Below are 13,592 nucleotides of genomic sequence, written 5' to 3'. Positions count from 1 at the left end.
TCAGGTGCCGGTGCGTAGGCGACGAAGGAGCAAGCACCGGTGCCTGATCGACGGGACCACAGGGGCCGCCGACTCGAGCGCGCCAGCGCTCCATGTCACTGCGTGGGGCAGGCCAGGCCGTCGCCGTCCGGGTCGAGGTGGGGGGAGTAGCCCGCCTCGCCGCGGAACAGGGGGGCGCGACCGGCGGCCATCGCCTCGTCGCAGCTGCGGAACGCACCGCCGGCGGAACCGGATTGGACCAGGTTGGCCGAGCCGGTGGCGCCGAGCAGGGAGTCGAAGCTGGACGAGCCGGTGCCCGCGGAGCCCGTCACCAACGGATTCGCCTGAGCGGCGGGGGCGACGAGCAGGCCGAGGCCTACGGCGGCGAGGCTGACAGTGAGCCGACGAACGTTCATGAATTCCTCTATGTCTGCTGCGGTTCGGATGTTGGCCCGGACACACGCCTCGGGCGGCGAAGTCAACCTTCATGACGGGGCCCCCGCTTGTCAACCGCACCGCGTGTGCCTCGCCTGTTACTCGCCGAGCCTGCGCCCGGTGAGGTGCTCGGCGGGCACGGTGCCCATCCGTCCGGCCTGGAAGTCTTCGAGTGCCTCGATGATCTCCGCGCGGGTGTTCATGACGAACGGTCCGTACTGGATCACGGGCTCGCGCAACGGTTTTCCACCGAGCAACAGCACTTCGAGGTCGCCGAAGTCCTGTGCGGTGTCGGCAGTGAGGGTGATGGCCTCGCCCTTACCGAACATCACGAGCTGGCCGGTGTGGATCGGCCGACGGTCGGTGCCCGCCGTGCCGCTGCCCGACAGCACGTAGGCCATGGCCGTGAAGTCCTGCGGCCATGGTGTTTCCAGCTGCGCGCCGGGGCTGATCGAGGCGTGCGCGTAGGCGATCGGGGTGTAGGTGGAGCCCGGTCCGGCGAAACCGCCGACCTCGCCCGCGATGAGCCGCACCAGGGCGCCGCCGTCGTGCGAGCTGACCAGGGTGAGCTCGCTGCCGCGCAGGTCCTGGTAGCGCGGGGTGGCGAACTTCTGGGCGCGTGGCAGGTTCACCCACAGCTGGATGCCGTGGAACCGGCCGCCCGAGATCACCAGTTTCTCCTCGGGCAGTTCGTCGTGCAGCATGCCCGAGCCCGCCGTCATCCACTGGGTGTCGCCCTCGCCGATCACGCCGCCGCCACCCTGGGAGTCGTGGTGGACCATGGTGCCGTCGAGCATGTAGGTGACGGTTTCGAAGCCGCGATGCGGATGCCACGGCGCGCCCTTGGCCTCGTAGGGCTCGTAGGCCACGGGGCCCATCTGGTCGAGCAGGATGAAGGGGTCGGCCGCGCGCAGGTCGACGCTGGGGAACGGGCGCGTCACCTCGAAACCCGCCCCCTCGCGCTGACGGTGGGCGGTGACGATCTGACGTACCGGCCGCTGGGTTTCGGTGACGTCCGGGCGGGGGAGCCGGGGCAGCACCATGATGTCGTCGACGGTGATCGCGGGCATGGGAAGCGCCTCCTGGAGTGGAACCTATTTGGTTTCCATGTCAACCAATGTGGTTCTAGGATCATTCCCGTGACCCGATGGTTGTCCGAGCAAGAGCAGCAGACCTGGCAGGCCTTCATCCGGATGCGGCAGCGGCTGGACGCGGCGCTGTCGGCCGGGCTGGCCGGGCACGGGCTGTCGATGGCCGACTACGAGCTGATGGTTCCGCTCTCGGCCGCGCCGGAGGGCTGTCTACGCGCCAGGGATCTGGCCGCCGAGGTGTGCTGGGACAAGTCGCGGCTGTCCAAGCAGCTGGCCAGGATGGCGGCGCGCGGGCTGGTCGACCGGGCCCCGGCCGCCGACGACGCACGAGGCATCGTGGTCACGCTGACCGACCACGGGCGCGACGTCTTGCGCGCCGCCGCGCCCGAACATGTCGAGCTGGTGCGAAAGTTGTTCGTGGACAACATGACCCGCCAGGAAGGCACGGCATTGCGGTCACTCTCGGACAAGGTCGCCTCGGCGGTCGAGCAGAGCTGACTACCGGCGCCGCCGGGTGCCGAACAAGCTGCGGCTGATCTCGCGGCCCGCCGCACTGGCCGCCGAGCGCAGGAAGCTCTTCACGGCCGGGTTCTTCATGATCCGTTCGGCCGCCGAATCCGCGCCCGGTCCGGCAGGTGGCGGGGCTGTTTCCGGGGCGGGTGCGGCAGCCACGCTTGCCAGCAGCATCTCGTAGGCCGATTCGCGGTCGATGCTCTGCCCGTACTTGCCCTGCAACGAGCTCGACCGGGCGGCGGAGCGGATGGCGTCGTCACCGATGGTGTCCATCAGCGACCGCGGCGGCACGATCTTGGTCCAGGCGACCGGGGTCGGCGCACCCTTCTCCGACAACACTGTGACGATCGCCTCACCGGTACCGAGGCTGGTGAGTGCTTCCTCGAGGTCGTAGACCTCCGACTTCGGATACGTGCGAACCGTTTTCGCCAGCGCCTTCTGATCGTCGGGGGTGAAGGCGCGCAGCGCGTGCTGGACGCGGGCACCGAGCTGCGACAGCACCGCGTTCGGGACGTCGGTGGGCAGCTGGGTGCAGAAGAACACGCCGACGCCCTTGGAGCGGATCAGTTTCACGGTCTGCTCGATCTGCTGCAGGAATGCCTTGGAGGCGTCGGCGAAGAGCAGATGCGCCTCGTCGAAGACGAAGACGAGCTTGGGTTTGTCGACGTCACCCACTTCGGGCAGCGTCTGGAACAGTTCGGCGAGCACCCACATCAGGAACGTCGAGAACAGCGCGGGCCGCGCCGCCTGCTGACCCAGTTCGACCAGTGTGATGACACCCTGGCCGTCGACGACCCGGGCCAGATCGGCGGGATCGAGTTCGGGCTCGCCGAAGAACGTGTCGCCGCCCTCGGCCTCGAGATTCACCAGCGAACGCAGGATCACCCCGGCGGTCTGGCTGGATACCCCGCCGATGCCCTTGAGGTCTTCCTTGCCTTCGGGGCTGGTCAGGTGGGTGATGACCGCGCGCAGGTCCTTCAGGTCGAGCAGGGCGAGGCCCCGCTGATCGGCCCAGTGGAAGATCAGCCCGAGGGTCGACTCCTGGGTGTCGTTGAGGCCGAGGACCTTGCTGAGCAGGATCGGGCCGAAGGAGGTGATCGTGGCGCGGATCGGCACGCCGATGCCCTCGGTGCCGAGCGAGACGAACTCGGTGGGGAAACCGCTCGGCGCCCAGTCGCTCACGCCGGTCTCGGCGGCGCGAGCGCGGATCTTGTCGTTGTCGGCACCGGGGTCGCGTAGACCCGACAGATCGCCCTTCACATCGGCGAGCACCACGGGAACGCCCGCCCGCGAGAGCTGTTCGGCGATGCCCTGCAGGGTTTTGGTCTTGCCCGTGCCGGTCGCTCCCGCGACGAGCCCGTGGCGGTTCATCATGCGCAGCGGAATGCGCACGCGTGCAACGGGATCGGTCGTTCCGTCGACGACAACGGTGCCCAGCTCCAGGGCCTGACCATCGAAGGCGTAGCCGGCCGCGATCTGTGCGGCGGCACCCGACCCGGCCGAGGCGTCGGGTGACGTTGCCGCCGAAGCCGATTGCGCCGCCTCCCGCTCGGCGGCCTCCGCCGCGGCGGCTGCCTCGGCGGCGACGCGCGCCGCCTCTTCGGCTGCCAGGCGAGCCGCTGCCGCCTTCTCCTGAGGGGTGGTCATCGCGTCCTCCGTCTCGATCGCAAGAACATGAACGGAAAATCTCAGGCAAACTGTATCCGTGCCGGTCACCCCTGTGGTGGCCTTCGGCGGGTGTCGTCGGCAAACACCTCCGCCGCGCCCGCGCGACACACCTGTCGGCGAGGCGCGCCGATACCCCATTAGGGTGGCTCGGGTGTCCGACAAACTCTTGGTCTGGATGGATTGCGAGATGACGGGGCTCCGTCTCGACAGCGACAAGCTGATCGAGATCGCCGCGCTCGTAACCGACAGCGACCTGAACATTCTCGGTGACGGTGTCGACATCGTCATCCACGCCGATGACGCCGCCCTGGCCTGCATGCCACCCGTCGTCGCCGACATGCACGCGAAATCCGGTCTCACCGAGGAGGTCCGGCGCTCGACCGTCACCCTCGAGCAGGCCCAGGAGCAGGTGCTCGAGTACGTGCGCCAGTACGCGCCCGCCGCGCGCACGGTGCCGCTGTGCGGCAACTCCATCGCCACCGATCGCGGCTTCATCGCGCGCGATATGCCCGAGCTGGACGCGCACCTGCACTACCGGATGGTCGACGTGAGCTCGATCAAGGAGCTGTGCCGCCGCTGGTACCCGCGCATCTACTTCGGTCAGCCGGAGAAGGGGCTCGCGCACCGCGCGCTTGCCGACATCAAGGAATCCATCCGCGAGCTGGAGTACTACCGGCGCACCGCGTTCGTGGCGCCGCCCGGCCCGTCCTCGGCCGACATCGCAAGCATCGCGACGGCGGTCACCGAGGCCGTCGACGTCACCGGAACAGGGTCCCGACCAGCGGATTAGGGCATCGGGGCCGGTACAAGCTAGTATTTACCGCGCCGGTGCAAGCCGGTGATGGTGACCGTAGTTCAGTTGGTAGAGCACCAGGTTGTGATCCTGGCTGTCGCGGGTTCGAGTCCCGTCGGTCACCCCGAAGAGAAGGCCCCGATCCTCAGGATCGGGGCCTTCTTCGTTGTCGGAGCCCGCATCCGCTTCATGACGCAGGTCACGTTTGAACCGCTACACTCTGGACGGCTGCCCAAAAGTGTGGGCCGTCATATCCTCGTTCGACCGGAAAGACCCTTGATGAAGCGTTCCACCGTGGTCGTGGCCCTCGCGGCCGCCACCGTGCTCGGCCCCGTCGCAGGCACCTCGGCGGCGCAGACCCCCGGCCTGCCACTCACCGACTTCACGGCCACCCCCTCGGGCGGCATGGAACTGCCGGGACCGCCCGAAACGGGATCGGCGCAGAGCGGATCGACCGGCGGCCTCGAGACCACCGGGTCCTCCGGCACCGGCTCGGCAGGCCTGCCCAATCTCGACCGCCTGCTGTTCGGTGGACGCATCCTCTGCGGGGCCCTCGGCAGCGCCATGGCCGTGGCGGGCGAGGCCATGATGGACTGCGCAGATCTGCCCACCCCGGTCTGATCAGGACACGAAAAAGGCCGCCGGAGACATCCGGCGGCCTTTTTCGGCTGTATGGGGTCAGGAGACGTCGGCGTTGCCCGCCTTCCACTCCGCCCACGGAATGTTCCAGTCACCGAGCCCGTCGACGCCCGACAGCGTCCCGCCGACCGTGTTCTTGATGATCGTGATGTCGCCGCGCTTGGCGTTCTCGTACACCCAGCGGGCGTTGGCGGGACTCAGATTCAGGCAGCCGTGGCTGGCGTTCGAGTAACCCTGCTGACCCACCGACCACGGCGCCGAGTGGAAGAAGATGCCGCTGTAGGAGATTCGCGTGGCGTAGTCCACCGGCGTGCGGTAGCCGTCGGCGGAGTTCACCGCGACACCGTAGGTGGACGAGTCCATGATGATCTTCTCGTGCTTGTCGGCGACGATGTAGATGCCGTTGTCGGTGGGCGTGGAATCCTTGCCCATCGAGGTAGGCATGGTCATGATGACCTCGCCGTTGCGCTCGACCGTCACCTGATGGGTGTTGTCGTCGGCGGTGAAGATCACCGCGTCACCGATGGTGAAGTGCGAGGTGAGGTTGTCCTGGCCGTACAGACCCTTGCCCAGGTCCTTGCCGTAGACGTTCACCTCCACGTTCACCCGCGTACCCGGCTTCCAGAAATGCTCTGGGCGCCAACGGACTTCGCGGTTGTTCACCCAGTAGAACGCGCCTTCGACGGGCGGTTCGGTGGTGATCTTGATGGCGTCCTGTGCGGCGCGGCGGTCCGGGATGTTCTCGTCGAACTGGATCGCCACCGGCTGGCCGATACCGACCACCTCGCCCTCGCCGGGCATCAGGTACGGCTTGGTCTGGTTGTTCGGCGAGCTCGTGGTGAAGCTCAGGGTGGAGGAGTTCGTTCCGCCCAGGCCGATCGCGGCGGCCGAGAGCTGATAGGTCTTGCCGTAACCGAGCACCTCGGTGGTGGCCCACGAACGCCCGTCGGGCGCGAGCTGACCCGACACCTGCGTGCCCTGCTGGTTGGTCAGCTTCACCTCGGTGAACTTGCCGTCCTGCACCTGGAACTTCAGCGGCATCCCCGGCGAGACGCCGACCTGGCCGTCCTTGATCTCGGAGACCAGTTTCGGCTTGATGAGTTCGGTGATCGGGTTACGGTCGATCGCCACCTCGACCCCGGCACCCTCGGCCGACGAGCACGCGGAAGCACCGAGGGCGAAAACCGCCAACAGTGCCACCGGAACGATCATCCGCAATGACCGAGGTTTCCCCCGCTTCTTACCCATGTCCAACCCCGTTTCCATACCGACGCCCCGCCATTCTGCCAGCCCGCCCGGTCGCCACCAACGTCGAAAGCGCGGCGACACGACCCGAGTGGGCAATCGTTAGATACGTGCCGGGGCCCGATCTGTTAACACTGCGAACCGTCCGGCATCGGTGCTGGTCAGCGCCCGATTTCACTTTTCGCCCTCGGGCCTGTTAATGTTTCTTCCGCACCGCAGAGCGGAGCAAACGCACCGCGCAGCGGGGCAAAGCCAAGCGCCATTAGCTCAATTGGCAGAGCAGCTGACTCTTAATCAGCGGGTTCGGGGTTCGAGTCCCTGATGGCGCACAGTAGACCGCATCCCGGCAGTTACCACTGCCGGGATGCGGTCTTTTTGCGGTCTGCCAGCCCCGTCATCGATCGTTACCTTCGGGGCCTCGCGCGTCCGTTTTGCCACCGCGAACAGCCAGGAAACCTGATTCGGGCAAACTTTTTCTGTGACCCTTACCACGGTCGTCGTGGTTCTAAACCCCCTGCATACATAACGATTCTGCAACCACCGGTAGAAGCGACCAAGATCGCCAGCACCTGCCGTTCAGATTTCGTTCATCTCGCGTTAACCTACCGTGACCATTCTGTCATCAGGTCACAAACAGACCTGCGGTTTGGTTAGCCACCGGGAACCCGGATACCGAACAGCGCGTGGTCTCCCCGCAGCCAGCTGTGGAGCACCGTGCGACGAGCGGGACAGCCATCGAGCGTCTCCGTCACCACAGCGTCGCACATTCCCATACCGACAGAAACAACACATCGCCTGACCGGCGTGCGCCGCTGCGCGCGCTGCGCGGTCCACCGCGCCCCACCGGGGCCCTGCGGTCGCCAGACAGAGATGAAGGAACAGAGAAGAACATGATCGTCAAAGACAAACTCAACTCCATGATCGGCCACCGCCGCGAGGCGTTCACCGTGGCAGTCGCCGCGGTCGGTCTGGTGGCCGTTGCCGCGTCCTCGGCGGTGTCCTTCGCCGACGACAGCGTCCCGCAGCGTGCCGCCATGGTCGTCGAGCAGGCCGAGGCCATCCCGGCCGTCGGTGCCGCCCCCGCCCCCGCCGTGGAGGCCGTGCCCGCCCCGGCCCCCGAGGTGCTGCCCGCCCCGGCCCCGGCTCCCGAGCCGGCGCCCGCCCCGATGCCCGCGCCCGCCCCCGCGGCGCCGGTGTACCCGAACAACCTCGACGGCTGGATCCGTGAGGCCCTCGACATCATGGCCGCCAAGGGCATCCCCGGCAGCTACGAGGGCATCATGCGCAACATCATGCGCGAGTCGACCGGTAACCCCCAGGCCATCAACCTGTGGGACTCCAACGCCGCCGCGGGCATCCCCTCCAAGGGCCTGCTCCAGGTGATCGACCCGACCTTCGCCGCTTACCACGTGGAGGGCACCCCCTTCGACGTGTGGCACCCCGTGGCCAACATCGTCGCGGCCTGCAACTACGCCGCCGACCGCTACGGCTCGATGGACAACGTCAACAGCGCGTACTGATACGCACTGCGAACACAGCAACGCCCGCGCACCGGTTGGGGAAGACCGGGGCGCGGGCGTTCGCCGTTAGAATGCCCTCGTGCCAGACAGCGCCGATCAGGCACCCGATCACGCGCATTCCGACGCGGCGACAGCGAGCCGCGTCGCCAAGGCCCGCCGCTTGGCGGCCTACCTTTGGGCTCGCGACATCAGCAGCGCCGAACTGCGCGCCCTGCCCGCGCCGACGCTGCGCAAGCTCGCCCGTGCCGCCGAGACCAACCCACCCAGCACCGGCGAGACGTGGCGGGTGGTCGGGGAACTGCTCGATCAGAAGGACGGCTGGGCCGCGCGCAACCCCGATCACGAGGCCGCACGCCGCGCCCACGCCGACGAGAAGCTGCTGTGGGTCAAGCCGCCGGTGACGCCCTGGTCGTCGCAGTCCTGAGTCAGCCGAGGACGAGACCGATCGCGAGTGCGAGCATCACCACCGCGATCAGTGAGTCGAGGATGCGCCAGGCGAGGGGTTTCGCGAACAGCGGGCCGAGTCGACTCGCGCCGTAGCCGAGGCCGAAGAACCACAGCACGCTGGCCAGCATGGCTCCGGCCGCGAGGAACCAGCGCTCCGAGGGCGCCCAGGTGCTGGCGAACGAGCCGAACAGGACGAGCGTGTCCAGGTAGACGTGCGGGTTGAGCCAGGTGAGCGCGAGACAGGTGAGCACCGAGGCGCCCAGTGCCGCCGAGGTGCCCGTGAGGTCGGCCTGCAGTGCCGACGACCCGAACGCGCGCCGGGCGGCGAACAGGGCATAGCAGACCAGGAAGGCTGCCCCTGCCCACCGCGCGATGGTGACGACCGCCGGAAACGACTCGACGACGGTGCCGAACCCGGCCACCCCGGCCGCGATCAGCACCACATCCGAGAGCGCGCACACCGCGACCACCGGGAGGATGTGTCGGCCGCGCACGCCCTGTCGCAGGACGAACGCGTTCTGCGCGCCGATCGCGACGATGAGCGAGAGCCCGAAACCCAACCCGGAGAGTGCGGCCACTGCGGCCGACGATGTCGTCATATCCCTGACGCTAGAAAGCTCTGCATATTCAGTCCAGCTAATAATTCTGCAGAACCATTAGAATCGCTGATGTGGATCTGCAGCTGGACCAGCTACGCGCGCTCGACGCCGTGCTCACCGAAGGCACCTTCGACGCGGCGGCCCGCCGATTGAACCTCACGCCGTCGGCCGTCAGCCAGCGGATAAAGGCACTGGAGGACGCGGCGGGCCGCATTCTCGTGCAGCGGTCGAAACCGGTGCGGGCCACCGAATCGGGGCTCGCCGTGCTGCGACTGGCCAGGCAGGTGCACGTGCTCGCCGCCGATACCGCGCGCGAACTCGGCGAACCGGACCGGCCGGCCGGGCGACCCGCCCGCATTCCGATCGCGGTGAACGCCGACTCGCTCGAGACGTGGGTGTTGCCTGCCGTGTCGCGGATCTCCGGCATCGCCTGTCTCGAACTGCACCGAGAGGACGAGGAACACACCACCCGGTTGCTGCGCGACGGCACGGTGATGGCGGCGATCACCGCCACGGCCACCCCGGTGCAGGGCTGCCGGGTGCAACCGCTCGGTGCCATGCGCTATCAGGCGCTAGCCACGCCGGACTTCGGGCAGTACTGGTTCCCCGACGGCGCGCGACCCGGCTCCTACACCCACGTGCCGATGATCCAGTTCGACCGCAACGACGACCTGCAAGCCCGGCACCTGCGCGGCGCCAATCAGCGACCCGCCGATCCGCCGACGCATTTCGTGCCGTCCTCGACCGCGTTCCGTGAGGCGGTCCGGCTCGGCATGGGCTGGGGCATGCTGCCCGACCTGCAGACCGAAACCGACCGGGCCGAAGGCACTTTGGTGAACATCAACGGCCAGGCCCGCATCGATGTGCCGCTCTACTGGCAGCAGTGGAAACTGGATTCGCCCGCCCTGAACGCGGTCGCCGACGCCATCATCACGGCCGCCGCGAAGGCCCTGCTGCCCGTCAAGTGACCCGTCAGCCGCCGAGCTTCTTGTAGAACGCGCCCGCGATCGGGGCCGTCATCGCGCGCGGACCATAGTTGCCCGCCACGCTCATGCCCTTGCTGATGAGGCCGGGGACGATACGCATCTTGTTGCGGGCCAAGGCGTCGATCGACACCTTGGCCGTGTATTCGCTCGACACCCACAGGAAGTCGGGGACCATCTTGTCGACGATCGACTCCTCTTCCGGCGCAGGCGTTTCCGTGCGCACGGGACCGGGCGCCAGCAGAGTGACATTGACGCCGCTGCCCTTGAGCTCGCCGCGCAACGACTCGGAGAACGTGTTGGCGAACGCCTTCGACGCGGCGTAGGTGGCGTTGTTCGGGATGGGCATATTGCCCGCCGCCGAGCCGCTGATCAGGATGCCGCCCGCCTTGCGCTCGATCATGCCCGGCAGCACAGCCAGGGTCAGGTCGTGCACGGCGGTGGCGTTGAGTTCCATCTGCGCGCGTTCGTAGGCGAAGTCGAGTTCGGCGACAGGGCCGAAGGTGGCGATGCCCGCGTTGTTGCACAGGATGGCGATATCGCGCACCGACAACTCGTCGACCAGGCTCGCGCGCTGGGTGCGGTCGGCGAGGTCGACGGCGCGGACCTCGGCGGTGATGCCGTGCGCCAGCGTCAGCCGCTGCGCCAGTTCGGTCAGGATCTCTCCGCGCCGGGCGACCAGGATCAGCGAATAGCCGCGCCCGGCCAGCTCGGCGGCCAGGGCGGTGCCGATACCGGAGGACGCGCCGGTGACGACGGCACGATTGTCAGCAGTGGGGGAGGGCAGGCTCACACGGCGAAGCTTAGGGGATCGCCCGCCCGGCCATAGCATGGCTCTTGCTATGACTACTGACTCCTCGCCCCGCGCCCAGGAGGCGCCGCTGCTGCTCACCACCGAGCCGCCGCGCACGTTCGGGTTCACCGACCAGGCCGCCTTCTGGACCAATCTCGGGGTGAGCCTGATCGGGTTCACCGGCGCCATCTATGTGCTGCAACCGCCCGGGTACGACCGGTTGCCGCTGCTCGGGGCGGTGCTGGCGACCGTGGTCGGCACGATCGTCGGCACGTCGATGGTGGCCGCCGCCGGTGCGGTCGGCGCCGGAACCGGTGCGCCCGCGATGGCCAATTTCCGTGGGCTGTTCGGCACCAAACTGTCCGGGCTGCCGACGGTGGCCAATGTGGTGCAGTGCATCGGCTGGGGTGTGTACGAGCTCACGGTGATCGCGGCGGGCATCGCGGCACTCACCAGCGACCGGGTGCCGCACGCGGTGGCGGTGATCGCGGCCGGTGTACTGAGCACGGTGATGGCGATCTGGCCGATGCACGTGGTCGGCATCCTGCGCCGGTACGTGACGGTGGCGGTCGGTATCGCCATGCTGTATTTCACCGTGCAGATGCTGCGTCAGCCGCTGCCCGACCTGGGGCAGACCTCGTGGGCCGGGTTCTTCCCCGCCGTCGACACCGCGCTCGCCGTCGCCGTCTCGTTCGTGCCCTTGGCCGCCGACTACACCCGGCATTCCCGGTCGGTGAAGGTGGCGGGCGGTGCCACCGTGATCGGGTATTCGGTGGCCCAGATCTGGTGCTACCTGCTGGGTATCGTCGCCCTGCTGCACGTGGGCGGCGACCCGAACCAGCTGTTCGACTCGTTCCTCGGGATCACCGCGGGCTGGGTGTTCTTCGCGGTGCTCGTACTGCGCGAGACCGACCAGTCCTTCGCCAACGTGTATTCCACGGCCATGTCGTTGCAGAACCTGCTGCCGCGCGTGGATCGCCGCATCCTGGCCGCCGTCGTCGGCGTGCTCGCCACCGTATTCGCCCTGAACGTACGCGATTTCAGCTCTTACGCGAACTTCCTACTGCTCATCGGCTCGGTGTTCGTGCCACTCACCGCCGTACTCGTGGTCGACTACTTCTTCGGGCGCGGCCGAACCGGCTGGGACCTGTCCGACAACTCGCCCGCCCGCCCGATCATGCTGCTGCCCTGGGCGATCGGCTTCGTGGTGTACCAGCTGTGCAACCCCGGCTCGGTGTCTTGGTGGGCCGACCGGTGGACCGGGATCCAGGACGCGCTCGGCGTGCATCCGACCTGGTGGACGTCGGCATCGCTGTTCTCGTTCCTCGCGGCCGGTGCCGCCACCGGTGTCGTCGTGGTCGTCGGTCGGCGACGGTGATTCGGCGGCGCGGCGGGGTGCTCCGGCAGCGACGGCCCCAGCGTGTCGGCGCCGGTGACGCTTTCGCCTTCGGCTACCTGGCGGCCATCCCGCGATGTCGAACCCGTCGCCCGAGCGTTTCCCCGAGGTTTCGGCCGACCGGACGGAGCCCGAGCGATGGATGATGAGCGCGTTTTCGGAATGGGCGACGAGCCCCTTGCCGCGCCGACCTGGCCCGCGCTCACCGAAGACGAAGCCTCCTCGGCCGTAGCAGCTACCTGGGGCTTCGGTGGGGCGTCGATCGAATGGCGCAGTGCGCGACCGCTTTCCGCAACCGTCGGGGTGCGTACCGGCAGTGGCGAGCGATTCGTCGTCAAACGGTTGCCGAGCGCGCTGCGCGACCTGGGTGCTCTGGCCGAGGAGCACCGGTTCATGGCGCACCTGCGAGCACGCGGGATTCCGGTACCGGAGGTTCACGCCGTCGCCGGGTCCGCGTTGCGGGTGGCTGGTCGGCGCGACGAGGCCGGAGAGCGCCGGTTCGGCGGGGAGCTTGATGGCTCCAGGCCTGTACGCGGTGGTTCGGGTGAGTTCGTCTATGAGGTTCATCGGGTGGGGGAGGGAGAGGATCGGTATCGCGCAGACTTTTCCTGGACACCGTTCCGCGACATCGAGGATGCCGCCGGAGCAGGCACGATGCTGGCCCGATTGCATTCGGCGGCCGAGGGTTTCGATGCCCCCGCCCGCCCCGCCCGCCCGTTGCTCGCCACCATGCACAGCGACGTCATCAGCGCCTTCGAATGGCACACCGCCCGTCGGCCCGCCCTCGCAGCCTTCCTCGCCGCCCGCGACTGGCGCACGGAAGTCCCCGACCTCCGCGCCGACCTCACCACCGTCGAACCCGTGTGGACGCACGGTGATTGGCACCCGACCAATCTCCTCTGGCGCAACCACGAGGTGACCTCGGTGATCGATTTCGGCCTGTCCGACCGCACCACCGCCGTCTTCGACCTCGCCACCGCCGTGGAACGTACCGCCGTGGACTGGATCTCCCTCCGAGACGGCGGCCCCGCCAACGTTCGTACAGACCAGATCACGGCCCTGTTCGAGGGCTACCACTCCGTCCGCCCGTTGAGCCAGGCGGAGAGCCGGCTGTTACCGGATCTCCTCCCACTGGCACACATCGGCTACGAACTCTCCGAGATCGATTACTTCCTCACGATTCCCCAGGACCCCCGCAACGCCGAAATCGCCTACCACGACTGGCTTCTAGGACACCTGCGCTGGTACGAAACACCCGAAGGCCACGACCTCAGAACACTGCTCCACGACCTGTCCGCCCGCTGAGGGACTTGCCACCGACCTGCACATCTTCAGCTTGCTCGGTACTACTCGGAGCGGCCACCTACCGCACCCCCCAGCCACCCGGCACCACTCGAGTCCGCCATGACCGCATTCCCAGCCCCGCACGACCCGACCTCGAGGAGGGTCCGCCGCGAAGCGGCGCAGCGGCCCGGCCGCGCGAACAGCGCT

Annotated in this window: 14 protein-coding genes and 2 tRNA genes; 10 read left to right on the top strand and 6 right to left on the bottom strand. The window is 68.0% G+C overall.

Going from position 1 to position 13,592, the window contains the following annotated elements; translation table 11 throughout:
* Positions 1-95: 95 nt before the first annotated feature.
* Together AB0F86_RS28155 and AB0F86_RS28150 are read right to left on the bottom strand one after the other, a co-directional pair.
* Positions 96-395, bottom strand: a complete 300-nt coding sequence (locus tag AB0F86_RS28155; RefSeq protein ID WP_067486070.1) for an excalibur calcium-binding domain-containing protein — start codon at positions 393-395, stop codon at positions 96-98.
* A 117-nt stretch (positions 396-512) separates the two neighbouring features.
* Entirely contained in the window at positions 513-1,484 is a 972-nt protein-coding gene (locus tag AB0F86_RS28150) for a pirin family protein (RefSeq protein ID WP_181697866.1), read from the bottom strand.
* Between the two features lie 69 nt (positions 1,485-1,553).
* On the opposite strand from AB0F86_RS28150, the gene AB0F86_RS28145 reads away from it, so the two are divergent.
* Entirely contained in the window at positions 1,554-2,003 is a 450-nt protein-coding gene (locus AB0F86_RS28145) for a MarR family transcriptional regulator (RefSeq protein ID WP_356986996.1), read from the top strand.
* On the opposite strand, the gene AB0F86_RS28140 is transcribed toward AB0F86_RS28145, so the two are convergent.
* Positions 2,004-3,665: a helicase HerA-like domain-containing protein gene (locus tag AB0F86_RS28140; protein WP_356986994.1), complete on the bottom strand. Its 1,662-nt coding sequence runs from the start codon at positions 3,663-3,665 to the stop codon at positions 2,004-2,006.
* 172 nt (positions 3,666-3,837) lie between these two features.
* Here AB0F86_RS28140 and orn point away from each other — a divergent pair, with 172 nt between their 5' ends.
* From orn to AB0F86_RS28125, 3 genes are all read left to right on the top strand, one after another.
* Positions 3,838-4,476 (top strand): oligoribonuclease, encoded by a 639-nt coding sequence (gene orn, locus AB0F86_RS28135; RefSeq protein ID WP_356986992.1) that lies wholly within the window; start codon positions 3,838-3,840, stop codon positions 4,474-4,476.
* Between the two features lie 54 nt (positions 4,477-4,530).
* Positions 4,531-4,603, top strand: a tRNA-His gene (locus tag AB0F86_RS28130).
* A 155-nt stretch (positions 4,604-4,758) separates the two neighbouring features.
* Positions 4,759-5,100: a hypothetical protein gene (locus AB0F86_RS28125; protein ID WP_067486076.1), complete on the top strand. Its 342-nt coding sequence runs from the start codon at positions 4,759-4,761 to the stop codon at positions 5,098-5,100.
* A gap of 57 nt (positions 5,101-5,157) precedes the next feature.
* Here AB0F86_RS28125 and AB0F86_RS28120 read toward each other — a convergent pair whose 3' ends face one another.
* The gene (locus AB0F86_RS28120) at positions 5,158-6,366 is read right to left on the bottom strand and encodes an Ig-like domain-containing protein (protein WP_181697869.1); all 1,209 of its coding nucleotides are present in this window, start codon (positions 6,364-6,366) and stop codon (positions 5,158-5,160) included.
* A 253-nt stretch (positions 6,367-6,619) separates the two neighbouring features.
* On the opposite strand from AB0F86_RS28120, the gene AB0F86_RS28115 reads away from it, so the two are divergent.
* From AB0F86_RS28115 to AB0F86_RS28105, 3 genes are all read left to right on the top strand, one after another.
* Positions 6,620-6,692, top strand: a tRNA-Lys gene (locus tag AB0F86_RS28115).
* A gap of 561 nt (positions 6,693-7,253) precedes the next feature.
* Positions 7,254-7,883: a transglycosylase SLT domain-containing protein gene (locus tag AB0F86_RS28110; RefSeq protein WP_067642507.1), complete on the top strand. Its 630-nt coding sequence runs from the start codon at positions 7,254-7,256 to the stop codon at positions 7,881-7,883.
* Between the two features lie 79 nt (positions 7,884-7,962).
* Complete coding sequence (locus tag AB0F86_RS28105) at positions 7,963-8,307, top strand: hypothetical protein (RefSeq protein WP_181697871.1); 345 nt, start codon at positions 7,963-7,965, stop codon at positions 8,305-8,307.
* Between the two features lies 1 nt (position 8,308).
* Here AB0F86_RS28105 and AB0F86_RS28100 read toward each other — a convergent pair whose 3' ends face one another.
* Positions 8,309-8,929, bottom strand: a complete 621-nt coding sequence (locus tag AB0F86_RS28100; protein ID WP_067486088.1) for a LysE/ArgO family amino acid transporter — start codon at positions 8,927-8,929, stop codon at positions 8,309-8,311.
* A gap of 71 nt (positions 8,930-9,000) precedes the next feature.
* On the opposite strand from AB0F86_RS28100, the gene AB0F86_RS28095 reads away from it, so the two are divergent.
* A complete protein-coding gene (locus tag AB0F86_RS28095) occupies positions 9,001-9,897 on the top strand; it encodes a LysR family transcriptional regulator ArgP (RefSeq protein WP_356986990.1) in 897 nt (298 codons plus the stop codon).
* Positions 9,898-9,901: 4 nt separating this feature from the next.
* Here the strand turns inward: AB0F86_RS28095 and cmrA are convergent, their stop codons facing one another.
* The gene (gene cmrA, locus AB0F86_RS28090) at positions 9,902-10,705 is read right to left on the bottom strand and encodes a mycolate reductase (protein WP_067486092.1); all 804 of its coding nucleotides are present in this window, start codon (positions 10,703-10,705) and stop codon (positions 9,902-9,904) included.
* A gap of 49 nt (positions 10,706-10,754) precedes the next feature.
* Here cmrA and AB0F86_RS28085 point away from each other — a divergent pair, with 49 nt between their 5' ends.
* Together AB0F86_RS28085 and AB0F86_RS28080 are read left to right on the top strand one after the other, a co-directional pair.
* Complete coding sequence (locus AB0F86_RS28085; protein ID WP_181697873.1) at positions 10,755-12,083, top strand: cytosine permease; 1,329 nt, start codon at positions 10,755-10,757, stop codon at positions 12,081-12,083.
* Between the two features lie 156 nt (positions 12,084-12,239).
* On the top strand, positions 12,240-13,406 hold the full coding sequence (locus AB0F86_RS28080) for a phosphotransferase (protein WP_356986988.1): 1,167 nt from the start codon (positions 12,240-12,242) through the stop codon (positions 13,404-13,406).
* The last annotated feature ends 186 nt before the right edge of the window (positions 13,407-13,592 follow it).

Origin of the sequence: Nocardia sp. NPDC023733 (genome assembly GCF_040639775.1) — a bacterium.
Taxonomy (GTDB): Bacteria; Actinomycetota; Actinomycetes; order Mycobacteriales; family Mycobacteriaceae; genus Nocardia; species Nocardia rosealba.
This window is presented reverse-complemented; position numbering and strand designations above follow the sequence as displayed.